Source organism: Cytobacillus sp. FSL W7-1323 (assembly GCF_038595015.1).
Lineage (GTDB): Bacteria > Bacillota > Bacilli > Bacillales > Cytobacillaceae > Cytobacillus > Cytobacillus kochii.
Genome location: NZ_CP151998.1, coordinates 3,834,652 through 3,858,705, shown reverse-complemented (window position 1 = coordinate 3,858,705; position 24,054 = coordinate 3,834,652). Strand labels below are relative to the sequence as shown.

Genomic DNA, 24,054 nt, shown 5'->3' with positions numbered 1-24,054 from the left:
GCTCATTTTTAATCATTTTACCAAGAGACGATAACTGATCCGTCAAATTCCTCTTCAACAAACTTTTCAATTTCTTCACTGCGGTAGATATCAGCTAATTTTTCAAGAATTTCATCATCTTTATTCTCCGTACGGACAGCAGCGTGGTTTACGTAAGGTGAATCCTTAGGCTCGATAAAGATAGCGTCTTTAGAAGGGACAAAACCAGCTTCAATTGCAAAGTTCGTGTTAATAGCTGCAGCGTCAAGCTCTTCTAGCTGACGAGCGATTTGAGCAGAGTCAAGTTCAATAAATTCATAGTTACCATTGTTTTTTTCAATATCACGAACTGTTGAATTAATACCTGTTTCAGGATCTAATTCGATTAATCCCGCTTTTTCAAATAGTAATAGAGCTCGGCCACTATTTGTTGGGTCACTCGGAAGACCGATTTTTGCGCCATCTTTTAATTCAGCTACATCTTTTACATTGAGTGCATAGATGCCCATCGGGAATGAAACGGTATCAAAAGATTTAACTAAATCTAAATTTCTATCTTCTTTAAATGCATTAAAATAAGGCTCTGTTTGAAAAATGTTTAAGTCAATCTCTTTTTCAGCTAATGCGACATTTGGCATCACATAATCAGTAAATACTTGTGATTTAATGTTGATATCTTCTTCTTTAGCTAATTCAATTACTTTTTCTAAGATTTGCTCATGTGGACCTGCAGTGACACCAATGACTAATTCTTCATCGTCATATAATCCTTCTGTAGAGTTGCTGGCTTCATCACTACCACATGCAGCTAAGCCTGTTAAAGATAATAAGAATGTTCCAGTTAGTAACCATTTTTTCATGATGTTTGAACTCCTTTTTGTTCATTTTGTTTTTCTAATAATCGAAGTGCTTGTAAAACAGAATGTTCACTTATCTCGTTTTTCATAAAGTGAATAGATTCAGTTGGGCGTATCGCCTTTTTTACAATTGTCTTCATTAATTGCTCATCATTCACATCAATAGTTAGACTAGAGAGACTACTTGGCAATTGCCAGCTCTCATAAAACGGGAGAAGGTAATCAACTTCTGTCCATTTTTCTTCAATGGCCAATTGACCAAGAATCCCGTAAGCGACTAATTCCCCATGAAGAAAATCTTGGGCTGCATCCGCTACGGTTAGTCCATTATGAAACGAATGGGCACCAGCGATTCGTCCTGCTTTTTCGCCGAATCCACCGACCATACCCCCAGTCATGATAATCGTTTCAATCACACGGATAAGTGCTTTTGAGGTTTCGTTTTTGGCTACTGATTGTAGTGCGGCTTCACCATCATTAAGCAATGTATCTCGGCAAATTTTAGCTGAAAATTGCGAAACTTGTTTAGGTACAGGAAGTGTTTCTTCAGGGTAAAAACTTTCAATTAGAGCTTCAGCTTCATAAAACTTGGCTAATGTATCCCCAATTCCTGCTTTTAAATAAGTAATAGGCGCTTTAGCAATAATTTCAGGTTCAACCAATACGAGGGTTGTCGCAATAGGGAACTCGGTATAATGAGTAAAGCTGCCTTCTTCATTATAAAAAACACTTAATGGTGTCCATGCGGCACAGGTAGCTGCGATTGTTGGTATAAGAATGGATTGAACAGATGCTTCAATCGCAACTGCTTTTGTTATATCTAATGCTGTCCCACCACCAATACCTATTACGCCATTAGCACCATCATTTGTTATTATTTCTTGGATGTCATGGACCTTTTTTAAGGTAGTGTGACCATCTATATAATGAAGGTGAACGTTGTTATCTATTACTTCCTTGGGCAAGTAGGGTTGCACGGCTTGCCAAGCTTTTTTACCGGTTATTATATGGTATTTGGAAACAGAAATATCTTTAAGTAGGTCGGGGAGTTCTGTTAGAATGCCTGAACCTAATAAATAATGTCCTGGAGCCCCTTTTACGATTGTTGCAGTCATTTCCTCTCCTCGTTTCTCTTTGGATGTGATGATAAAAACAAAAATGCCTCTCATCATGAGAGGCATAAATATACTAGAATAGTAGTGACCTCTCTCATATATCAAAATACCAAAAAGTATTTTGCAGGATTTAGCACCTGTTCATATGGGTATATGAATGGTTGCCGGGCGTCGCAGGGCCAGTCCCTCAGCCGCTCTTTATAAGAGAAAATGCTTTATTAAATTATATTCATAATATTATCTATTACATGAAAAGTCAATAACATAATTGAAATTAATCATTAAACTAGTGATGGTGTTCTACTTGTGGGGTGTTTTCTTCAATCGGATGAATTGAGTTCTTCGCTTCTTGATGAATTCCCGATGCGCAGATAATGGCGATGCTTAATAAGAATGTTAGATAGAAGGGCACAGGTCGATTTTTCAATGCTTCCTTTAATGAATGTTTTTTGTGCATGAGAAGCATCATGGCAAAAATACTAATTAAATAAATCAGATCCATGCTAATGATCATAAATGTAACTTCACTGGGTACCAACATAATGCCTAGCATTGCCCCCATCATACTTCCCATGAGACTTGACGCTTGAGCTTCAACGAGTCCGTTTGTTTTAAACGGTAGTCCTATAAAAATGGCAATGACAGCGCTAATGAGAATTGATAATACAGTTGCTTTAGCCATTTCTGGTAACCACACAGATATAATCAAACCGATTGTTAAGCTACTCGTCATACCAACCACCATGGGAATACATTTAGAATATTTTGTAGCTATTTCTTTCTTTTTTCTAACGGCACTAATCAAGAAAAAGAAACTGTAGCCGACAACTAGAAAAAGACTGAACAAAGCAAGCATATACAAATTACCCTCCTTTGGATGCTCATAAAATACCTCGATGCCTCCTTTCATATATATTTTGTATCGTAGTGATTATGTCAGTGCAATGATAAGAAACTTTTTATACTGTTCATTCGTAAATGAATAAAGCAATATTTTCAAACTAAGAAAAGTGGTAGTCTTGGTTTATAAGTTTTCATTCAGAACAGTTTTATAAAAAAAGGAGTTTTTATATGGGGGAAGAAATAAAGATTAGACTGATACATATAAATGATGCAAGAGATATTCATGAAATGCATAGGCAAGATTCTATTATTCAACAAACAATGGCCTTATCATCGGGGAGATTAAAAGATATTGAAGATTATATTGAAGGACTTACATAAGAAGACCATGTATTTGTTGCAGAATGTAACGGTCATGTTCGAGGGATAGCTTCCTTAGAAGAGAGAAGTGGAAAGTTAAGATATAGCGGGAATGTGTCCATCTCTATTAATGAAGAAGTACAAGGAAGAGGGATTGGCAAGACGCTTCTTGAGCGAATAGTAAAGCTTGCCGATGTAGAGTTAGGACTCATCAGATTAGTGTTAGATGTATGTGCAGATAATATAAGTGCGATTGCATTATATGAAATGTTTAACGAGGCTTTGTCTAGCTCCGGACGCCATCGGCTCGAGGTCATAAGCCAATCCGGCAAAAAGGTTAAAAAACAACCTTTCTGCCGGCTCGTCTTATGCTTGTCACCGATAAGCGGGCGCCCTGCGCTTTTCTAATTTATAGATGTTATTATTATGGGAAGAATTAAAGAGAACCTTTAAATAGAAGCGATTTAATGTTAAAATTTCACTTCCTGCACGTTAATTAAATCATAACTAAAGGAGAACAGCTGCTTTGAATCACTTAATAATGGAACAACTAAAAACCTATTTTAAAGGAATCAACCCAGATGATTTAGTTATGGAGCAGATGGAATTTGAAGAAAATGTGTATGATATCCTGTTGGAAGATTGGGGAGAGTCAATTGGCTCGGTTCGTATGGATGAATTAGGTGTGGCAGAGTTTTTCATTTATACGGATGAACTAGATGAAATTCCAGGGGAAATGAGTAAGTTTGATATGATCATGCAAGCAGAGCAGTTTATAGAAAGGTTCTATGATTCGACTTTCAGGCATGGGTTATATTTGTCAGCATACATTGACTTAGGTGAATATCATATGATTTTATATAATCGCAAAGATGAGCGGTTGAATAAGGAACTCCCTCATTCTGGAATTAGTTTTACAATGCTTAGTAATGGGGTATTAAGTGCAGTCGAAAGAGAAAGCATGGATTTTGAACTTGTCTATCCCAAAACACTGATTACGAATGAAGAAGCGAAGCGGATTTATTTAAATCATTTAAGAATTCTACCTGTTATTGCAAAGTATGATAATGACATATTTGTCAATGGTGATGATGAGTATCACTATGTTTATCAGTTGGAGGATTTTATTCTTGGTGTACACACAAATGGGGGAATACTTACCTCGGATTCGTTTGGTGTTGGCAAAACGCTGATGACATCCTTACCCGATTTGGCTGAATTTATAGATATTTATACATTGGCGGGAATGACGGAAGACCATATGCTTGTAGCTGAAGCAAAAACGAAAAGTGGTAGACTAGAGGTATGGAGTAAGTTACCTAAAAAATCTTTACGGGTGAGTGAGGAAGATTTATTAGATGATGAATTAGATATCCCTGGTGCGATAAAATTTGTATTCAATGCGGATGGAAGACTGCTTAAATTAATGGGCTTAGATGATTCTGAAACGTTTGTTTCTGGACATGTTAATTCGAAAGTGGCGCTTTTAACTGCTACATCAGTGTTACAAGCAGTTTGTGATAACCCTCATGATTATTTTAAACTGCAACAATTAGACAATAATGCAATAAGTCAAAAACCCGCAAACGGCATATACGATTTTACGTTTATTCGACAAGAAAGGGGCGTTCAAGTAGCTGATGCTTTGGTTCATATTCAAATAGACGATACAGGCTTGGTGAAATATGTAGATGTAGATAGTGAGGTACTCCAAGACTTCTCAAAGGTATCATTTGTCGCAAGCCTTACATTTAAAGCGGCAACAGAAATGATTAAGGAAAAGCTTTTTATGGAATTAAGCTGGGGAAAGAATATAGAGAAGCATCAATACACATTAACTTATTTACCGACCTATCCACTTACTACTGGTCATATTAAAATGATTGATATGAATACAGGGGAACCGTGGGTTATTGACACGAGTTGTATGGATCAATATTAAAACGAATACTGCCTTTTATGCTGAATAATGTATAAAGGCATTTTTTAATTAAGTGGCTAATACAAAGATACAAGGCTAAAGGTCTTGAAAATCGAGTTTAATATATTTTTAATTGGGTAAAAGGTGTAAGGGATTTGTCGAACGGTTGTGTATTCTGTCAGACAAAGAATAATAAATAAAATTTGTCTTAAACTATAACAAAGGTTTTTAGAGGCAGATTAAAGTGAAGTAGAAAAGATTTTTGGGAAAGGAACAATCTATGAAGAGAGTATCGAATGTTTTTTGGATAACTGTAGTAATTGTATTTATTTTTGTCGCTTTAGGTGTAGCGATTCCTAGTGTGTTCGAAAGGATAACAGCTAATTTACAAGATTTATTAACAAATGGTTTTGGATGGTATTACCTTATTTTGGTAACGATCATTGTCGTATTTTGTCTATTTCTCATTTTTAGTCCTATTGGCTCGATTAAATTAGGGAAACAGGATTCTAAACCGGAATTCTCTACTATCTCTTGGTTTGCGATGTTGTTTAGTGCTGGTATGGGCATCGGGCTTGTATTCTGGGGAGCGGCAGAACCGGTATCTCATTATGTCACACCTCCACTGGCGAACGGAGAGACAGATGAAGCGTTTAGAGAATCTTTACGATATACTTTCTTTCATTGGGGCATACATGCATGGGCTATATATGGACTTGTCGCTTTAGTATTAGCCTATTTTCAATTTAGAAAAGATGAACCGGGTTTAATCTCAGCCACATTAAAGCCTCTTTTTGGAAAAGCGATGGACGGTTTTTGGGGTACACTAATTGATGTATTGGCTGTATTTGCAACAGTTGTAGGGGTAGCAACGACCTTAGGGTTTGGTGCAGCACAAATTAATGGAGGATTAACGTATTTATTCGGGATCCCTGACAGTTTTATAGTACAAGTAATCATCGTTGCGATTGTCACAGTATTATTTATGCTTTCAGCGTGGTCAGGCTTGAGTAAAGGCATTCAATATTTAAGTAATGTAAATATGGTTTTAGCAGTAATATTGGTACTGCTTGTCTTTGTTTTAGGTCCAACAGTACTTATTTTAAATATGTTCACAGATACGATAGGTGGTTACATACAAAATATAATGCGAATGAGTTTTAGTATTTCACCACTGAATGAGGACCATCGATCATGGATAAATGATTGGACTATATTTTACTGGGCATGGTGGATTTCATGGTCTCCATTTGTCGGAATTTTTATCGCTCGTGTTTCAAAAGGTAGAACAATAAGAGAGTTTATCTCAGGTGTACTATTAGCTCCAGCGTTAGTTAGTCTTTTCTGGTTTGCGGTATTTGGTACATCAGCCGTGGACGTTCAAAGAAGTGGAGCGGTTGATTTAAGTCAATTTCCAACGGAACAAGTACTATTTGGTGTTTTCAGTGAGTTTCCAGGGTCTATGGTGATTTCGATTATTGCTATTCTATTGGTAGCCATTTTTTTCATTACTTCAGCAGATTCGGCCACATTTGTGCTAGGTATGCAAACAACTTATGGCTCTTTAAATCCTCATAATTCTGTTAAGCTGACTTGGGGAGTGGCACAATCATTAGTAGCCTTAATTTTGTTATATAGTGGGGGCTTACAAGGTTTACAAAATGCATTGATTATTTCCGCTTTCCCTTTCTCATTTATAATGATATTAATGATGATTTCAATTTATCGTTCATTAATGCAAGAAAAGAAAGAATTGGGTTTATATATTAAACCGAAGAAAAGAAAAAAAGAGCAATAAATAAAAGAAGCGCGGGGCTTTTATTCGCGCTTCTTTTTAGTTACAGTAAAGTATCATTCTTTATTTTACTTTTCTTAAAACCATCATACGAAGCATAAACAGCTGAAATGATTGTAATCGCAATAGATACCCCAATAATTGTGTCAAGAATTGAGCTTATACTTGTTGTTGTTGTGTTAAAGAGCTGACTAAGTTCATTGATTAAATTACTGTGAAAGAGATTTGGTTGCAGAATAATTAATAGGAACAAAATTGTATACAAGAGTTGATAGATAGTGTTAATGGTTGCTAAAGATTTGGTCCACTGCCTCTTTACCCATTTATATACCGTTAATGTGAGCTCGCATAAAAGAACAATCAAAACAAGTGGCCAGAATGAGAGAAGAAGCTCTTGGTTGAAAATCGGCGTCAGTAGGGTTAACCCTGTTTCTTGATTATTTTGTGTATAGATACCGACCCTATCAAGTGCGATGAAGTAAATGGTACCCCATATTGCTGTCCAAAGGAACGCAGCAAAAATATCGATCTTCGTGATTCCTTTTTTCTTGGGAATAACAGTGATATTTTTCAAATCATCTGGTGTCCATTTTTCTCCTGTACCGGCGATTTCATAAGGCGCGACGCCAGTTCGTTCCATAATGATGAAGACAATAGCGACCCAGAATACGACTTGGATAGCTGTAGATATAACCGTCCAAATCCCTTTGCCAAAGACAGTAAATATATAAGTCCAATCTTGATCGCTGTTTAGGTAAGTAATTACTCCTTCAAAAACGATAAAAGCAACAGCAAACCCAATGGCAAGTTGTAAAATCATCTTCATAGTGGTCATGAATAAGTCATAATAATCAGGACCGATTAAATAGGAGGGCGCATCGCGATAATTCTTCGCGATTTCTGCAGGATCTCCTAAGTCCTCCAATACAGCTTTAACATCTTCGAGCGAATAATTCTCTGGTAGCGCATCTAAGATGGATGATTTTAGCTCTAAAGCAATGTCATTCCGTTGTTTTTCTGGTAGACGCTTTGTAACCTCATGGATATAAACATCAATCCATTCCATTGTTATTTCCCCCCTCTAATAATAAATTCATTTCAGTAGACATTTTTGCCCACTCCTCCTTTAATACTGCGAATATTTTCTTCCCATATTCACTAAGCTGATAATATTTTCTTGGTCTGCTTTCGGTTGTGTCCCAACTACTAGTGACAAGTTCTTGTTTTTCCAGTCGTCTAAGTAGAGGGTATAAAGTACTTTGTTCTATTTCGATGCCTGATTGTTCTAAGTTTTGTACTAAAGAGTAGCCATATTGTGGTTCGTCTAACTGACTTAAAACCGCTAATGTAAGTGTTCCACGTTTTAGCTCTGTTGTAAGGGAATGTAATAAGTCTTTCAATTGTAATCACCTCGTTAATAACAATAGTGTATATCATACAGTATTATGAAATCAATAATAATGTGCATAATATTTTTCGACAGCATTTCTTAACATAAATCTCCAAGGTAGAATAGCTGAAAATGAGAAAGAATAAGAATGCAGAGGACAAGATACATTCGACATTATTTTCAACCATCAGGTTTGTTAACGTGTGGAACGGTTATTTACATAAAGTAATATCTTTTTACTAATGGTAACAAGCGGTGTTATGGTATGATAAACACTAGATTATAAGGAGGGACAGATAAATGGAAGGCGCTTTTTCATTCCTTGATTCTGAGAACACCTGGATACAGCTAGGGATATCAATAGGAATCGTAATACTTTTTTTAATTTTTCGCGGTATTTTTGCAAAATATTTGTTTCAACTATTAATGAAGGTGAGTAATAAGGCAAACTCTCAGCTTTTATCTCATATCTTTCTTTCTTTTGAAAAACCGGTGAAATGGATTTTCATCATTGTCGGTCTCTATATCGCAATGGACTTTTTCCCATATTTAGAACAACATAATAGGATATTTGTTGCACTTATAAAATCCGCATTTATCACTATGATTGCTTGGGGATTATATAATGTAGCATCAGCTTCATCAGCAGTCTTTATAAAAATGCGTGATAAGTATAAGTTAGAGGTGGATGATATTCTCATTCCATTTTTATCACGTATGTTAAGAATAGTGATTATGGTTATTGCTGCAAGTATTATCTTGCAAGAGTTTGGATACCATATCAGTGGTCTTGTAGCAGGGCTTGGTATCGGTGGTGCTGCAATTGCTTTTGCAGCGAAGGATGCAATCGGTAACTTATTCGGAGGTTTCGTCATCATAACCGAGAAACCATTTACAATCGGTGATTGGATTATGACGCCGAGTGTGGAAGGGACCGTAGAAGATATTTCCTTCAGAAGTACAAAAGTCCGGACATTCGCACAGGCGATTGTTACATTACCAAATGGGACAATTGCGAATGAACCCATTACGAATTGGAGCCGAATGGGAAAAAGACAAATTACCTTTAATTTATCGATCTCACATGAGACACCAAGACATAAGCTACAACGTATTGTTGATAGAATTCATTCAACTTTAGTAAATAATGATGATATCCATCCAGAAACCATCTTTGTTACTTTTGATGAAATTAAAGATAATTCATATGACTTATTTTTGTATTTCTTTACGAACACAACCAATTGGGGAGAATTCCTTAAAATTAAAGAGAATATTAACTTTCAAATCATTGATATTCTTGAGCAAGAAGGTGTCATCATTGCGCTAGAAAGCACTCGCGTATATGTTGATTCCGACAAGCTCCTTGCAGATCAGAAGGAAAACAAAGATCAATTAATGTTGGGGAAAGATTCTTAAAAACGAAATCGCTTCTTGTTTAGAAAAGAAGCGATTTCTCTTTTGGTAAAATAATTGAATATTCTACATAATGAAGGGTGAGATAAATGCAAAAATTATTATTAACCGGTTTTGAACCTTTTTTAGATTTTCCAATTAATCCAACCGCAGAAGTTGTGGAAGCATTAGATGGCAAAAAAATTGGGAATTATCATGTGCAAACGGCCTTGCTTCCTGTCTCGTTTAAACATGTAAAACAAACACTTATAACAAAAATGGAAGAAATGAATCCAGATGCCGTGATACTTATGGGGCTAGCAGCTGGTAGAGATAAAATAACGCCCGAGCGGATAGCGATTAATGTAAATGATGGACCTGTTGATAATAACGGAGTTCAACCAGTGGATGAGCCTATTCACATGGATGGCGAAGATGGTTATTTCTCTACGCTACCTAATAGGCAAATGATCGAAAGGCTTCATCATCATGGTTTCCCTGCAAAAATTTCTAATACAGCAGGAGCTTATTTATGTAACCATGTGATGTATCAAGTACTGTATTATATAAAAAAACATAACATTAATATCCCAGCAGGGTTTATTCATATTCCTGCGTCTCATCGATTAGCATTGACCAATAGTAAACTGCCTAGTTGGAGTCAAGAGGATTTAACAAGGGCGATCGAAATATGTATAGAAACGTTAGAGTAGTTAGGGGAATCTAATGTGATTTTAGGTTGAATTAGCATTTAAAGCAACAAATCCGAATAGCGTTAGAGTCTGAAGAGGCCTGGCAAGTGAAAGATATATCTTATATTGGGAGAGGAGTATTAAACGCTGTTTATCTAATTGAAGACCGTTCAAAAGGAAAGTTTGCAGTAAGAACTCCTTGGCTGTTATATTCTCAGTGTATAAAAACTGCCACAGAACATCATCTGTGGCAGTACAAACATAAATTAATTTTTGTATTCTATCCGTTATTAGCAGATTTAGATTTTTGCTTATCTCCTTGTTTATCTTTCTCTAATAAAACAATTAATCCTGGTAAAAGTACACCTCTTATAAGGAATGTATCTAATAGAATTCCAACGGCTACAATAAATCCGAATACAAATAGTAACTCGATAGGTTGTGTCATTAGAACAGCGAATGTTGCGGCTAGAATCAAGCCGGCTGAAGAAATGACTCCACCTGTATGAGAAACAGCTAATTGAACAGCTTCTTTGACACTATGGTGCTTTCTTTCTTCTTGAAAGCGAGAAACGAGCATAATATTATAATCGATTCCAAGTGCGACAAGAAATACAAAGGCATATAAAGGAACGCGGTTACTTACAGCATCGATTCCAAAAAATATCTCTGTTAAAAATGTTCCCAATCCTAATGCTGCTAAGAATGATATGAGAATAGTTCCCATCATATAGATTGGCATTTTGATCGATTTTGTCAAAGCAATAAGGAGCAAGAAGATTAGGACCGTTTCAAGGGTAACAATCAAAAGGATATCATTATTGTTCACTTTACGATCATCTAATGATGACGCTGTTTCCCCTGAAAAATAAATGTCACCATCTATATTACTGTTATCTAATAACTCTTCTTTCTCATTTACTATTTTTTCTAGTTCATTAATACTTTCAATCGCATAAGGACTGTCATTGAAAGTCAAGCTCAGTTGAAGAACTTGATTGTTTTCAGCTGTCCCAGAAGGTCTAACTTCATTTACTTCTGACCTTGATGAAAGTTGTTCGACAATAGAAGAAATTTGTTCTTCAGATAATGCTTGTGATGATTCAACTAAAACAGTTGTTGGTGCAAGATCGCCGCTAGAGAAGTTTTCTTCTAATACTTCATAACCGACACGAGATGGCATATCTTCAGGGAAAGATTTTATCGTATCAAATTCATAGTCTAAGTTTGAAATATTTAATGCAGAAACGACCAAGATAACCCCGACAGATACAACTGATACAATCGGTTTTTTGACAACGAATTGTCCTACCTTACTCCAGAAAGAACTTCCTTTCACTGAATGGTCTCCCACTTGCGGTACTTTTGGCCAAAATGCTTTTCTGCCAAATAACGCAAATAACGCAGGGATGAGCGTTATGGATGAGATCATGATAATCGCCATTGCTGTTGCGAAAGTTGGAGCGAAGTTTCGATAATCACCAAACTCGGCAAAGAACAGAACAAGCATAGCGGCAAGAACCGTGCCTCCAGAGAAGAAAACAGGCATGCCAACGCTTCTCATGGCCACTTTCATCGCTTCAAAAGAGTTTTCATGGTTTTTTAATGCTTCTCTAAAACGTGAAAATACGAAAAGTGAATAATCAACTACTGCTGCAAATAACAAGATCAACATAATCGAAATAGTTTGTTGACTGAGATTTAACCCTAGGCTTCCGAAAATACCTAATGACTTCATAACAACTTCATAAACAAAGCCAGCAGCCAATAAAGGAATGATAGCAAGCAGTGGTGAGCGATAAATAACAATAAGTAAGACTAATATTAAAGCGACAGTAGATAAAATAAGGACAACATCAGCTCTTGAAAATAGGTCAAGAGAGTCTGCACTAATGCCAGCAGGTCCAGTTACCCAAAAGTTTAGGTCTGTTTGATCTTCGACAATATCTTGCATTTGATGAATGGAAGTTTGAATATCTCCGCTTTCCATACTAGATGCAAATTGTAGTGGAATAACTGCTATGGATTGATCATCAGAAAAGAAGCCTTTGAGTGCTTCAGGTGGTAATTGTTCTAGTGGAATGACCTCAGTTATTCCTTTAATGTCATTATCCTTAAAGCTATTTAGTTGTTCTGCTAAAACAGAGGTTTCAAGTTGCTCATCATTTTTATCCTGAAAGACAAGGATGGCAGGAATACCGTCAGCGCTTGGAAAGTACTTTTCTAATTTGTTTTGGGCGATAATCGATTGGCTATCTTCAGGGAGAGTAGCAATTCTTCCCACTTGATAATCTTTCGCATTAGGAGCAAAAAATGCTAACCCTAGCGCGATAACTAGCCAACAGACGATGGTAATCCAGGCCCCTTTTTTCGTTGCTACTCGATCAGTAATAGTATGGAGCAAGTTTTTCATTTGATAGGACATCCTTTCAAGTTAGGTTGGGGTAAATATCATAAAAATCCATGCTTCTATCATATTTTGCTCCAAAGTGACACATGTGTCAATTATTATGTGCGTATCCCGTTACTTACCATTTCAATAATGGATTGAACCCATTGCTCACGTGGTAACTGAAAATGATTTGGAATGGCTACTGATTGAAAAATAAAGCCTAATATCATTGTGTCTGGCAAGGAGGGGTTTAACTTTCCTTCTTGCTTACCTAATTGGACAAAGTTTTGTAAGCATGTATACATATTTATACTCATGCTCTTAAAATAAGTTTGATTTGCAACTGTTTTTTCGTTTGTTGTATTCACTTGCTTTGTAATATTGATTAATTCCTGAATCTCAGTTCTTTCAAAGATAATCTCCATTAAGTAAGTAAATTGCCGTTCAAAATCCCCTTTTTCCTCAATTTGCTCGAGTTTTTTCATAAACTGATTCATTTCATAAATCATAAAAGCTGTAATAAGTTCATCTTTATTTTCAAAATACTTATAAATTGTCCCTCTAGCTACATGTAGCCTTTCTGCTAGTAAACTAAACGTAAATCCTTCATATCCAACTTCTAGTAATAATGCTTGTGTATGTTCGTATAATTCTGTAATGGAGAACTTTCTATCTCTACCCATATTTATTCACCTCATCAATATTATAATCGTTTGTCATTTATAATCGAAAGTTATATCTTTTTCATTCATTATTTCTGCAAAAAGAAAGAAGATAAAGTGTTATATTGAGAAACTACTTTTATGGATTAATTACGAAAAAATGGAAGAAGAGAAGGGGAAGGTAAAATGTGGTCCGTTTTGGTAAAAAAAGATTATTAATCCGATGTGTAGAATGGGTATTTAGGATGAGTGTTAGTTAAACGAGAAACATTATTAAGAAATACTCTTATTTGTAAGTAAACATGATTAGACGTCAATCGTATAGGAAGAGATTAGTATGTTAGTAAAATTTTAAGTTGATTTATTAATTCTAAATATTTATATTTTTAAGAATATTTAAAATATAAATGTTGACTATAAAAAACAATAAAGTTAATATATAACATATAGTGATAGACAATCTTACATGGTAAGTCTATTACTATTGTTAAATATCTAAAAATTCTGTTAAATAACAGAATAAAGGGGGTTAATTATGAAGAAAATTTCTTTTGGTTTTATGAGTTTATTTTTAGTAGTATTGCTTGCTTTAACTGGTTGTTCAAATGAAGAGGCGGGGGGGAAGGAAAGCGGGGATTCAAATAATGGATCATCTGGAAGTTCTATTCTTAGTAAAGTGATTGATAATAAGAAGCTAGTTGCTGGGGTGAATGATGAATTGCCAGGGTTTGGCTACATCGATGAGAGTGGTAAGAACGTTGGGTTTGATGTTGATTTCGCTCGAGTACTAGCAGCGGGTGCGATAGGGGATGCCGAAGCCGTTGAGTTTAGACCTTTATCTGCTCAAGAGAGATTTACAGCTGTGCAAACAGGCGAAGTTGATGTGTTAATTAGAAACACAACATGGACAACAAACCGGGATTCGGAAGTTGGTTTGAATTTTGCTCCAACAACTTTCTATGATGGGCAAGGTATTATGGTGAGAGCTGACAGTGGGGTAGAGTCTCTTGAGGATTTAAAAGGTATGCGTATTGGTGTAGATACAGGAACAACAACAGAGCTGAACTTAGCAGATCAGATGAGGGCGCTTGGTATTGAGCATGAGGCGGTTGTGTTTGATGGTCAAGATGCAGTGGTAGCGGCATATGAATCAGGAAGCATCGATGCATGGACAACAGATAAATCAGGATTAGTTGCAAGACAGGCAGTTATGGAAAATCCTGATGACCATAAGATTTTGGAAGAGAACTTATCGAAAGAGCCACTTGGACCGTCAGTAAAAGGTGGAGATGATAAGTGGTTTGATGCAGTGAACTGGATGGTTAATGCTACTATTCAAGCTGAAGAATTTGGCATCAATTCTAAAAATGTTGATGAATTTTTAGAATCGGAAAATCCTGAAATTAGAAGATTGCTAGGAACTGAAGGAAATCTTGGAGAACAGTTAGGGCTCCCTAATGACTTTGCCTACCAGATTATTAAACAAGTAGGGAATTATGGCGAAATTTTCGAGAAGAATCTTGGAGCAGATACTATTTTCAAGTTAGATAGAGGGTTAAACGCATTATACACTGATGGCGGAATTCTTTACTCTCCTCCATTCCGTTAAGTAAAGATAGACCTGCTTGATGAGAATTCTCTATAGCAGGTCTATTTTAAACTATTAGTTAAATAGGTACCTCTAGAAGGGAGTGTAAGATGTGAGTGAACTGTCGAATCAGAAGAAGTCGATTTCTCCACCATTTTGGCGAAATAAAAAGATTATCCCAATTATATTACAAGTAGTATTTGCTATTATCGTTTTAGCATTCGGATATCTTTTAATTAACAATGCGTTAAGTGGACTAAGACAAATAGGTTTACAGTTAGGGTTCGATTTCCTTGTCAATACAGCGGGGTTTTCTATTTCGGAGGCGATGATTGATTATCAACCGACTGATACATATGGAAAAGCTTTACTCATAGGCATGCTTAATACATTGAGGGTTGCATTCTTTGGTATCATTTTGACGACTATTCTTGGATTGATTGTAGGGTTGTCGAGAATGTCGAATAACTGGTTATTAAGTAAACTTGCCGGAGCGTACATCGAGATTTTTCGAAATACACCATTGCTTGTACAAATTTTTATTTGGTTTTATGCCGTGTTTTTACCAATGCCAAAAATTCAAGAAGCCCTTCAGATTGGACCAATGCTTTTCTCAAATCGCGGTACAGCTATTCCTTGGTACGAAGAAAATCAAGGGATTTTACTCTGGGGCATTTTATTCTTTGTGTCACTGGTAATTGCTTTTTTTGTATATCGTTTGATGTTAAAGAAACAAATCGAGTCTGGGAAAAAGATTTTTCCATCATTGTGGGCGTTGGGCGTTATCGTGGTGGTTGCTATTATATCTTACGTAGTCACTGGAAATACACCAGTAACCTTCCATGCTCCGTCTGTTGCAGGAAATGGGTTTGATGGTGGTTTTGTCCTATCACCTGGATTTTCCGCTATATTACTCGGGTTGGTCATTTATACATCTACATTTATTGCAGAGATCATACGAGCTGGGGTCAATGGAGTCAATAAGGGGCAGTCTGAAGCTGCGAAAGCATTAGGGTTAAAAAATTCAACAGCTCTAAGATTGGTGATTTTCCCACAGGCTATTAGAATTATTATCCCACCTTTAACCAGTCAGTATTTGAACTTAACTAAGAATTCAAGTTTGGCTGTTGCAGTTGGTTATCAAGAGATTGTAAGTATCGGAAACACAGTAATGAATCAAGCGGGGCGCCCAATAGAGGCCATTGCGATAATGATTGCTGTTTATTTAACGTTTAGTTTAATTACTTCTTTATTTATGAACTACTTTAATAAGAAAGCACAACTCGTTGAAAGGTAGGTGTAAGCATGAACAATGAACCTCAAATAAACGTTACTACTGATACTTCGGTTGTGGGACCGCCTAAAAAAACAGTCGGTGTAGGTGGTTGGTTAAAGACAAACTTATTCGGTACTTGGCCAAATATTATATTAACTATCGTGTCAGTTGCCATTATTTCATATGTTGTCTTCCATACAGGGGAATTTATTTTCACAGCTGATTGGACTGTTATCGAAACGAACTTTCGTTTACTCATGGTTGGGCAATTTCCATTAGAGGAGACTTGGAGAGTTTGGGTAGCTATTTTTCTCATTTCTGCTCTTTTAGGAAGCTCATGGGGGCTATGGCGAGGAGTGATGAGGCATGTGGCATTGGTTATTGCTGGGCTAATGCTCGTTTCGCTTGTCCTGCCATTTATCCAAACAAATACGAGGCTTATTCTTGTAGGGAATATTATTTTTATTTTCCTCTTTTATATAATAGGAAGAAAAGTGAAGAAGCTAAAAATCCCAGTTTTATTATTATGGATATTGTTCATTCCGCTTGTTATTTCTCTATTCAATGGTTTCGGTATTTTACCAAAAGTGAATTCTAATATTTGGGGAGGTTTCTTGTTAACGCTACTTATTGCAAGTGTGGCAATTGTTTGTTCTTTTCCTTTGGGAGTTTTATTAGCTCTAGGAAGACGAAGTAAACTCCCTGTAGTGAAATGGTTTTGTATCATTTATATTGAACTGATAAGAGGGATCCCTCTAATTACAATACTATTTGTATTTCAGTTGATGTTGCCGCTTTTTTTAGGTAATAGTATTGACGTGAGTAATGTCCTCAGGGCAATGGTTGGTTTCACATTATTTAGTGCGGCGTATTTAGCTGAAAATATAAGAGGTGGATTGCAATCGATCCCGAGGGGACAATTCGAGGCAGCGCAAGCTTTAGGTTTAAATTCCACATATACCATGGGTTTTGTTGTTCTTCCTCAAGCTATCAAAGCTGTAATTCCAGCTTGTGTTGGTCAATTTATCTCAATTTTCAAAGATACTTCTCTTGTAGCGATTGTAGGATTAACTGAATTATTAGGGATGGGGCAAAAGGTGATTGCAAATCCTGCCTTTTTAGGTAAGAACATGGAAGTATTTCTGTTTATCGCGTTTATTTACTTTATATTCTGTTCGCTTATGTCGTATGTAAGTAGAAGATTAGAAAATACTTTAGGTGCTGGAGAGCGTTAGGGGGATATATATAGATGGAAAGTATATTTGGAGTTGAGAAAATAGATATACCTATTGAAAAAAGAGAAAATATAATAGAAGTGAAGGGATTAAATAAATGGTTTGGACAACTGCATGTTTTAAAAGATGTAAATATTAGTGTGAAACAAGGTGAGGTTGTTGTTGTTCTGGGGCCATCTGGTTCAGGGAAATCTACTTTTATTCGCACCCTTAATGCTTTAGAAGAGTTCCAACAAGGACAAATAAAGATAGATGGTATTGAGTTGACTGATGATTTAAAGAATATAGAAGAAATAAGAAAAGAAACAGGGATGGTTTTTCAATCTTTTAATCTCTTTCCGCATATGACGATTCTAAAAAACATCTCTTTAGCACCGATATGGGTGAGGCGGTGGAAGAAGCAAAAAGCTGAACAAATCGCGAAAGAGTTGCTTGAAAGGGTGGGTATCCCTGAACAAGCTGATAAATATCCAGGTCAACTTTCAGGTGGACAACAACAAAGGGTGGCTATTGCAAGAGCGCTGGCGATGCAACCGAAAATCATGTTATTTGATGAACCGACTTCAGCGTTAGATCCTGAGATGGTAAAAGAGGTATTGGATGTAATGAAGACGTTGGCTGAATCAGGAATGACAATGGTAGTAGTTACACATGAAATGGGATTCGCTCGCCAAGTAGCTGACCGTATTGTTCTATTTGATTACGGTGAAATTGTGGAAGAGGGAACACCAGTAGAATTATTTGATAACCCACAACATGAAAGGACGAAAGCGTTCTTATCGCAAATACTATAATAAAAAGGAGTCAGCATAACATGAAAGTGCTGACTCCTTTTTATTTATGTAATAGATTAATTTTTTTAAAAAAGTTATTGACGAATAATAATAACAGGTGATATTATATTAAAGTAGTCGTTACTGACGCAGTAACTTACATAAGATTTTATAAAAAAGTTATTGACATCAAACACACTGGGTGATATATTAAGAAGGTCGCTTCTGAAGCGAACGAGATTGTTCTTTGAAAACTGAACGAACATAAAACGTCAAGCGTAATTTTAAAAAGCTGATTTATCAGCAACAAAGCACCATAGGTGCAAATGAGCTAATCAAACACTTTATTGGAGAGTTTGATCCTGGCTCAGGACGAACGCTGGCGGCGTGCCTAATACATGCAAGTCGAGCGAATCTGAGGGAGCTTGCTCCCAAAGATTAGCGGCGGACGGGTGAGTAACACGTGGGCAACCTGCCTGTAAGACTGGGATAACTCCGGGAAACCGGGGCTAATACCGGATAATATCTATTTATACATATAATTAGATTGAAAGATGGTTCTGCTATCACTTACAGATGGGCCCGCGGCGCATTAGCTAGTTGGTGAGGTAACGGCTCACCAAGGCGACGATGCGTAGCCGACCTGAGAGGGTGATCGGCCACACTGGGACTGAGACACGGCCCAGACTCCTACGGGAGGCAGCAGTAGGGAATCTTCCGCAATGGACGAAAGTCTGACGGAGCAACGCCGCGTGAGTGATGAAGGTTTTCGGATCGTAAAACTCTGTTGTTAGGGAAGAACAAGTATCGGAGTAACTGCCGGTACCTTGACGGTACCTAACCAGAAAGCCACGGCTAACTACGTGCCAGCAGCCGCGGTAATACGTAGGTGGCAAGCGTTGTCCGGAATTATTGGGCGTAAAGCGCGCGCAGGCGGTTCCTTAAGTCTGATGTGAAAGCCCACGGCTCAACCGTGGAGGGTCATTGGAAACTGGGGAACTTGAGTGCAGAAGAGGAAAGTGGAATTCCAAGTGTAGCGGTGAAATGCGTAGAGATTTGGAGGAACACCAGTGGCGAAGGCGACTTTCTGGTCTGTAACTGACGCTGAGGCGCGAAAGCGTGGGGAGCAAACAGGATTAGATACCCTGGTAGTCCACGCCGTAAACGATGAGTGCTAAGTGTTAGAGGGTTTCCGCCCTTTAGTGCTGCAGCAAACGCATTAAGCACTCCGCCTGGGGAGTACGACCGCAAGGTTGAAACTCAAAGGAATTGACGGGGGCCCGCACAAGCGGTGGAGCATGTGGTTTAATTCGAAGCAACGCGAAGAACCTTACCAGGTCTTGACATCCTCTGACAATCCTAGAGATAGGACTTTCCCCTTCGGGGGACAGAGTGACAGGTGGTGCATGGTTGTCGTCAGCTCGTGTCGTGAGATGTTGGGTTAAGTCCCGCAACGAGCGCAACCCTTGATCTTAGTTGCCAGCATTTAGTTGGGCACTCTAAGGTGACTGCCGGTGACAAACCGGAGGAAGGTGGGGATGACGTCAAATCATCATGCCCCTTATGACCTGGGCTACACACGTGCTACAATGGATGGTACAAAGGGCTGCAAGACCGCGAGGTTTAGCCAATCCCATAAAACCATTCTCAGTTCGGATTGTAGGCTGCAACTCGCCTACATGAAGCCGGAATCGCTAGTAATCGCGGATCAGCATGCCGCGGTGAATACGTTCCCGGGCCTTGTACACACCGCCCGTCACACCACGAGAGTTTGTAACACCCGAAGTCGGTGGGGTAACCTTTTGGAGCCAGCCGCCTAAGGTGGGACAGATGATTGGGGTGAAGTCGTAACAAGGTAGCCGTATCGGAAGGTGCGGCTGGATCACCTCCTTTCTAAGGAATATACGGAATTAACTTGATGTTAGACTGTTCGTTCAGTTTTGAGAGTATAATCTCTCAATTCAATCGTTCTTTGAAAACTAGATAATGTAATGAAGAAGATTACCGAGTAATCGCCACCTTAGTTATTTTTACTCTCTATATATTATAGATTGATTTAAAATACTAAACTTTTTTTAATAAACACAACCGAGAGGGTTGTGAGAAGCAAGCAGTTCAAGGAAGCGAGCGAGGAAACACCGGAGTGTGCGTCTTGTGCACATGAGGATGTTGACGAGTGAGCTGACGCCGAAATGCGTAGCTTATCGCAAGCCGAACAATGGTTAAGTTAATAAGGGCGCACGGTGAATGCCTTGGCACTAGGAGCCGATGAAGGACGGGACTAACACCGATATGCTTCGGGGAGCTGTAAGTAAGCTTTGATCCGGAGATTTCCGAATGGGGAAACCCCCTATCCGTTATGGGATAGGATCCATACCTGAATACATAGGGTATGGAAGGCAGACCCGGGGAACTGAAACATCTAAGTACCCGGAGGAAGAGAAAGCAAACGCGATTCCCTGAGTAGCGGCGAGCGAAACGGGATTAGCCCAAACCAAGAGGCTTGCCTCTTGGGGTTGTAGGACATTCTATACGGAGTTACAAAGGAACGAGATAGACGAAGAGGTCTGGAAAGGCCCGCCATAGGAGGTAAAAGCCCTGTAGTTGAAACTTCGTTCCCTCCAGAGTGGATCCTGAGTACGGCGGGACACGAGAAATCCCGTCGGAAGCAGGGAGGACCATCTCCCAAGGCTAAATACTCCCTAGTGACCGATAGTGAACCAGTACCGTGAGGGAAAGGTGAAAAGCACCCCGGAAGGGGAGTGAAAGAGATCCTGAAACCGTGTGCCTACAAGTAGTTAGAGCCCGTTAATGGGTGATAGCGTGCCTTTTGTAGAATGAACCGGCGAGTTACGATTACATGCGAGGTTAAGTTGGACAGACGGAGCCGTAGCGAAAGCGAGTCTGAATAGGGCGAATGAGTATGTGGTCGTAGACCCGAAACCAGGTGATCTACCCATGTCCAGGGTGAAGTCCAGGTAACACTGGATGGAGGCCCGAACCCACGTACGTTGAAAAGTGCGGGGATGAGGTGTGGGTAGCGGAGAAATTCCAATCGAACTTGGAGATAGCTGGTTCTCTCCGAAATAGCTTTAGGGCTAGCCTCATGCGTAAGAATCTTGGAGGTAGAGCACTGTTTGGACTAGGGGCCCTCATCGGGTTACCGAATTCAGACAAACTCCGAATGCCAAAGATTTATCCATGGGAGTCAGACTGCGAGTGATAAGATCCGTAGTCAAGAGGGAAACAGCCCAGACCACCAGCTAAGGTCCCAAAGTATACGTTAAGTGGAAAAGGATGTGGAGTTGCTTAGACAACCAGGATGTTGGCTTAGAAGCAGCCACCATTTAAAGAGTGCGTAATAGCTCACTGGTCGAGTGACTCCGCGCCGAAAATGTACCGGGGCTAAACGTATCACCGAAGCTGTGGATTGAACATCGTTGATGTTCAGTGGTAGGAGAGCGTTCTAAGGGCGTTGAAGCTAGACCGTAAGGACTGGTGGAGCGCTTAGAAGTGAGAATGCCGGTATGAGTAGCGAAAGATGGGTGAGAATCCCATCCACCGAATGCCTAAGGTTTCCTGAGGAAGGCTCGTCCGCTCAGGGTTAGTCGGGACCTAAGCCGAGGCTGAAAAGCGTAGGCGATGGACAACAGGTTGATATTCCTGTACCACCGTATTCTGTTTGAGTGATGGGGGGACGCAGGAGGATAGGGTAAGCGCACTATTGGATGTGCGTCTAAGCAGTTAGAGGGACCATGAGGCAAATCCCATGGTCACATACCTTGAGCTGTGATAGCGAGGGAAATTTAGTACCGAAGTTCTTGATTCCACACTGCCAAGAAAAGCCTCTAGCGAGGAATAAGGTGCCCGTACCGCAAACCGACACAGGTAGGCGAGGAGAGAATCCTAAGGTGAGCGAGAGAACTCTCGTTAAGGAACTCGGCAAAATGACCCCGTAACTTCGGGAGAAGGGGTGCTCATTAGGGTGTTAAAGCCTTGATGAGCCGCAGTGAATAGGCCCAGGCGACTGTTTAGCAAAAACACAGGTCTCTGCGAAGCCGCAAGGCGAAGTATAGGGGCTGACGCCTGCCCGGTGCTGGAAGGTTAAGAGGAGAGGTTAGCTCACGCGAAGCTTTGAATCGAAGCCCCAGTAAACGGCGGCCGTAACTATAACGGTCCTAAGGTAGCGAAATTCCTTGTCGGGTAAGTTCCGACCCGCACGAAAGGCGTAACGATCTGGGCACTGTCTCAACGAGAGACTCGGTGAAATTATAGTACCTGTGAAGATGCAGGTTACCCGCGACAGGACGGAAAGACCCCGTGGAGCTTTACTGTAGCCTGATATTGAATTTTGGTACAGCTTGTACAGGATAGGTAGGAGCCTTAGAAGCCGGAGCGCTAGCTTCGGTGGAGGCGTCGGTGGGATACTACCCTGGCTGTATTGAAATTCTAACCCACATCCCTTATCGGGATGGGAGACAGTGTCAGGTGGGCAGTTTGACTGGGGCGGTCGCCTCCTAAAGAGTAACGGAGGCGCCCAAAGGTTCCCTCAGAATGGTTGGAAATCATTCGTAGAGTGTAAAGGCACAAGGGAGCTTGACTGCGAGACCTACAAGTCGAGCAGGGACGAAAGTCGGGCTTAGTGATCCGGTGGTTCCGCATGGAAGGGCCATCGCTCAACGGATAAAAGCTACCCCGGGGATAACAGGCTTATCTCCCCCAAGAGTCCACATCGACGGGGAGGTTTGGCACCTCGATGTCGGCTCATCGCATCCTGGGGCTGTAGTCGGTCCCAAGGGTTGGGCTGTTCGCCCATTAAAGCGGTACGCGAGCTGGGTTCAGAACGTCGTGAGACAGTTCGGTCCCTATCCGTCGTGGGCGCAGGAAATTTGAGAGGAGCTGTCCTTAGTACGAGAGGACCGGGATGGACGCACCGCTGGTGTACCAGTTGTCTTGCCAAAGGCATCGCTGGGTAGCTATGTGCGGAAGGGATAAGTGCTGAAAGCATCTAAGCATGAAGCCCCCCTCGAGATGAGATTTCCCATAGCGCAAGCTAGTAAGATCCCTGAAAGATGATCAGGTTGATAGGTTAGAGGTGGAAGTGTGGCGACACATGTAGCTGACTAATACTAATCGATCGAGGACTTAACCAAAAACGAAAAGCGAAAGCGCCTTGCACAGGTGCGACAAGCATAAGACAGATTTGACAGGAGGTTGTTCTTTAACCTCATGACAAATTTGACTTATGACCTCGAGCACCTAGGCGCCGCAGCTGGACAGAACTACGTAAGTAGTATCCTACAGCACGCATTCAGGCGATTACTCAATAAATATCTTCTTCAACATTACCTAGTTTTGAGGGAACGATTCCCTTACAATTTCATAGTCCGGTGGCGATAGCGAGAAGGTCACACCCGTTCCCATACCGAACACGGAAGTTAAGCTTCTCAGCGCCGATGGTAGTTAGGGGCTGTCCCCTTGTGAGAGTAGGACGCTGCCGGGCAAACTACCCCAATTTTTGGGGTTATTTTTTGGCCCCTTGGTCAAGCGGTTAAGACACCGCCCTTTCACGGCGGTAACACGGGTTCGAATCCCGTAGGGGTCACCATTTTGGAGGATTAGCTCAGCTGGGAGAGCATCTGCCTTACAAGCAGAGGGTCGGCGGTTCGATCCCGTCATCCTCCACCATTTTTGTGTTTATTTGCCGGCCTAGCTCAATTGGTAGAGCAACTGACTTGTAATCAGTAGGTTGGGGGTTCAAGTCCTCTGGCCGGCACCACT

Annotated in this window: 16 protein-coding genes, 3 tRNA genes, 3 rRNA genes and 1 riboswitch; of the genes, 15 read left to right on the top strand and 7 right to left on the bottom strand. The window is 39.6% G+C overall.

Going from position 1 to position 24,054, the window contains the following annotated elements; translation table 11 throughout:
• Window positions 1–17: 17 nt before the first annotated feature.
• From MKX67_RS19665 to MKX67_RS19655, 3 genes are all read right to left on the bottom strand, one after another.
• Window positions 18–839, bottom strand: a complete 822-nt coding sequence (locus tag MKX67_RS19665) for a MetQ/NlpA family ABC transporter substrate-binding protein (protein ID WP_340976391.1) — start codon at window positions 837–839, stop codon at window positions 18–20.
• Entirely contained in the window at window positions 836–1,951 is a 1,116-nt protein-coding gene (locus tag MKX67_RS19660; RefSeq protein WP_342488625.1) for an iron-containing alcohol dehydrogenase family protein, read from the bottom strand. Before MKX67_RS19660 ends, MKX67_RS19665 begins: the two co-directional genes overlap by 4 nt.
• A 91-nt stretch (window positions 1,952–2,042) precedes the next feature.
• Window positions 2,043–2,158, bottom strand: a riboswitch (SAM riboswitch).
• A gap of 79 nt (window positions 2,159–2,237) precedes the next feature.
• Window positions 2,238–2,807 (bottom strand): hypothetical protein, encoded by a 570-nt coding sequence (locus MKX67_RS19655; RefSeq protein ID WP_342488623.1) that lies wholly within the window; start codon window positions 2,805–2,807, stop codon window positions 2,238–2,240.
• Between the two features lie 215 nt (window positions 2,808–3,022).
• Between MKX67_RS19655 and MKX67_RS19650 the strand changes: the two genes are divergently transcribed.
• From MKX67_RS19650 to MKX67_RS19640, 3 genes are all read left to right on the top strand, one after another.
• Window positions 3,023–3,175: a hypothetical protein gene (locus MKX67_RS19650; RefSeq protein WP_342488621.1), complete on the top strand. Its 153-nt coding sequence runs from the start codon at window positions 3,023–3,025 to the stop codon at window positions 3,173–3,175.
• Between the two features lie 505 nt (window positions 3,176–3,680).
• Window positions 3,681–5,096, top strand: a complete 1,416-nt coding sequence (locus MKX67_RS19645; RefSeq protein ID WP_307317711.1) for a hypothetical protein — start codon at window positions 3,681–3,683, stop codon at window positions 5,094–5,096.
• Between the two features lie 259 nt (window positions 5,097–5,355).
• Window positions 5,356–6,873 carry a BCCT family transporter gene (locus tag MKX67_RS19640; RefSeq protein WP_095373605.1) on the top strand — a complete coding sequence of 506 codons (1,518 nt, stop codon included), beginning with the start codon at window positions 5,356–5,358 and terminating at the stop codon, window positions 6,871–6,873.
• Between the two features lie 40 nt (window positions 6,874–6,913).
• On the opposite strand, the gene MKX67_RS19635 is transcribed toward MKX67_RS19640, so the two are convergent.
• Entirely contained in the window at window positions 6,914–7,936 is a 1,023-nt protein-coding gene (locus tag MKX67_RS19635; RefSeq protein ID WP_307317709.1) for a hypothetical protein, read from the bottom strand.
• On the bottom strand, window positions 7,923–8,270 hold the full coding sequence (locus MKX67_RS19630) for a helix-turn-helix transcriptional regulator (protein ID WP_095371966.1): 348 nt from the start codon (window positions 8,268–8,270) through the stop codon (window positions 7,923–7,925). The genes MKX67_RS19635 and MKX67_RS19630 overlap by 14 nt, the downstream gene beginning before the upstream one ends.
• A gap of 290 nt (window positions 8,271–8,560) precedes the next feature.
• Between MKX67_RS19630 and MKX67_RS19625 the strand changes: the two genes are divergently transcribed.
• Window positions 8,561–9,679 carry a mechanosensitive ion channel family protein gene (locus tag MKX67_RS19625; protein WP_095371967.1) on the top strand — a complete coding sequence of 373 codons (1,119 nt, stop codon included), beginning with the start codon at window positions 8,561–8,563 and terminating at the stop codon, window positions 9,677–9,679.
• A gap of 86 nt (window positions 9,680–9,765) precedes the next feature.
• On the top strand, window positions 9,766–10,368 hold the full coding sequence (locus tag MKX67_RS19620; RefSeq protein ID WP_095371968.1) for a pyroglutamyl-peptidase I: 603 nt from the start codon (window positions 9,766–9,768) through the stop codon (window positions 10,366–10,368).
• A 259-nt stretch (window positions 10,369–10,627) separates the two neighbouring features.
• Here the strand turns inward: MKX67_RS19620 and MKX67_RS19615 are convergent, their stop codons facing one another.
• Together MKX67_RS19615 and MKX67_RS19610 are read right to left on the bottom strand one after the other, a co-directional pair.
• Window positions 10,628–12,760 (bottom strand): MMPL family transporter, encoded by a 2,133-nt coding sequence (locus MKX67_RS19615; RefSeq protein WP_095371969.1) that lies wholly within the window; start codon window positions 12,758–12,760, stop codon window positions 10,628–10,630.
• A gap of 95 nt (window positions 12,761–12,855) precedes the next feature.
• A complete protein-coding gene (locus MKX67_RS19610) occupies window positions 12,856–13,422 on the bottom strand; it encodes a TetR/AcrR family transcriptional regulator (RefSeq protein ID WP_095371970.1) in 567 nt (188 codons plus the stop codon).
• 514 nt (window positions 13,423–13,936) lie between these two features.
• Between MKX67_RS19610 and MKX67_RS19605 the strand changes: the two genes are divergently transcribed.
• The 10 genes from MKX67_RS19605 (at window position 13,937) to MKX67_RS19560 (ending at window position 24,052) form a co-directional block, all read left to right on the top strand.
• On the top strand, window positions 13,937–15,010 hold the full coding sequence (locus MKX67_RS19605) for an amino acid ABC transporter substrate-binding protein (RefSeq protein WP_095371971.1): 1,074 nt from the start codon (window positions 13,937–13,939) through the stop codon (window positions 15,008–15,010).
• A gap of 91 nt (window positions 15,011–15,101) precedes the next feature.
• A complete protein-coding gene (locus MKX67_RS19600) occupies window positions 15,102–16,286 on the top strand; it encodes an ABC transporter permease subunit (protein ID WP_342488617.1) in 1,185 nt (394 codons plus the stop codon).
• An 8-nt stretch (window positions 16,287–16,294) separates the two neighbouring features.
• The gene (locus tag MKX67_RS19595) at window positions 16,295–17,500 is read left to right on the top strand and encodes an amino acid ABC transporter permease (protein WP_095371973.1); all 1,206 of its coding nucleotides are present in this window, start codon (window positions 16,295–16,297) and stop codon (window positions 17,498–17,500) included.
• 14 nt (window positions 17,501–17,514) lie between these two features.
• Entirely contained in the window at window positions 17,515–18,294 is a 780-nt protein-coding gene (locus MKX67_RS19590) for an amino acid ABC transporter ATP-binding protein (protein WP_095371974.1), read from the top strand.
• 323 nt (window positions 18,295–18,617) lie between these two features.
• Window positions 18,618–20,166 (top strand): 16S ribosomal RNA (locus MKX67_RS19585).
• A gap of 327 nt (window positions 20,167–20,493) precedes the next feature.
• Window positions 20,494–23,426, top strand: a 23S ribosomal RNA gene (locus tag MKX67_RS19580).
• A 233-nt stretch (window positions 23,427–23,659) separates the two neighbouring features.
• Window positions 23,660–23,776 (top strand): 5S ribosomal RNA (gene rrf, locus MKX67_RS19575).
• Together the 16S, 23S and 5S rRNA genes with 3 tRNA genes alongside form the textbook arrangement of a ribosomal RNA operon.
• 30 nt (window positions 23,777–23,806) lie before the next feature.
• Window positions 23,807–23,881: transfer RNA gene (locus MKX67_RS19570), tRNA-Glu, on the top strand.
• 4 nt (window positions 23,882–23,885) lie between these two features.
• Window positions 23,886–23,961: transfer RNA gene (locus MKX67_RS19565), tRNA-Val, on the top strand.
• 15 nt (window positions 23,962–23,976) lie between these two features.
• Window positions 23,977–24,052 (top strand) — tRNA-Thr (locus tag MKX67_RS19560).
• Window positions 24,053–24,054: the final 2 nt, after the last annotated feature.

Excerpts from the sequence above, each read along its gene's own strand:
- MKX67_RS19620 (WP_095371968.1), top strand. The coding sequence starts at position 9,766 with ATGCAAAAATTATTATTAACCGGTTTTGAACCTTTTTTAGATTTTCCA.
- MKX67_RS19660 (WP_342488625.1), bottom strand. The coding sequence starts at position 1,951 with ATGACTGCAACAATCGTAAAAGGGGCTCCAGGACATTATTTATTAGGT.
- MKX67_RS19595 (WP_095371973.1), top strand. The coding sequence starts at position 16,295 with ATGAACAATGAACCTCAAATAAACGTTACTACTGATACTTCGGTTGTG.
- MKX67_RS19635 (WP_307317709.1), bottom strand. The coding sequence starts at position 7,936 with ATGGAATGGATTGATGTTTATATCCATGAGGTTACAAAGCGTCTACCA.
- MKX67_RS19640 (WP_095373605.1), top strand. The coding sequence starts at position 5,356 with ATGAAGAGAGTATCGAATGTTTTTTGGATAACTGTAGTAATTGTATTT.
- MKX67_RS19665 (WP_340976391.1), bottom strand. The coding sequence starts at position 839 with ATGAAAAAATGGTTACTAACTGGAACATTCTTATTATCTTTAACAGGC.
- MKX67_RS19625 (WP_095371967.1), top strand. The coding sequence starts at position 8,561 with ATGGAAGGCGCTTTTTCATTCCTTGATTCTGAGAACACCTGGATACAG.
- MKX67_RS19655 (WP_342488623.1), bottom strand. The coding sequence starts at position 2,807 with ATGCTTGCTTTGTTCAGTCTTTTTCTAGTTGTCGGCTACAGTTTCTTT.
- MKX67_RS19615 (WP_095371969.1), bottom strand. The coding sequence starts at position 12,760 with ATGAAAAACTTGCTCCATACTATTACTGATCGAGTAGCAACGAAAAAA.
- MKX67_RS19650 (WP_342488621.1), top strand. The coding sequence starts at position 3,023 with ATGGGGGAAGAAATAAAGATTAGACTGATACATATAAATGATGCAAGA.
- MKX67_RS19590 (WP_095371974.1), top strand. The coding sequence starts at position 17,515 with ATGGAAAGTATATTTGGAGTTGAGAAAATAGATATACCTATTGAAAAA.
- MKX67_RS19610 (WP_095371970.1), bottom strand. The coding sequence starts at position 13,422 with ATGGGTAGAGATAGAAAGTTCTCCATTACAGAATTATACGAACATACA.
- MKX67_RS19605 (WP_095371971.1), top strand. The coding sequence starts at position 13,937 with ATGAAGAAAATTTCTTTTGGTTTTATGAGTTTATTTTTAGTAGTATTG.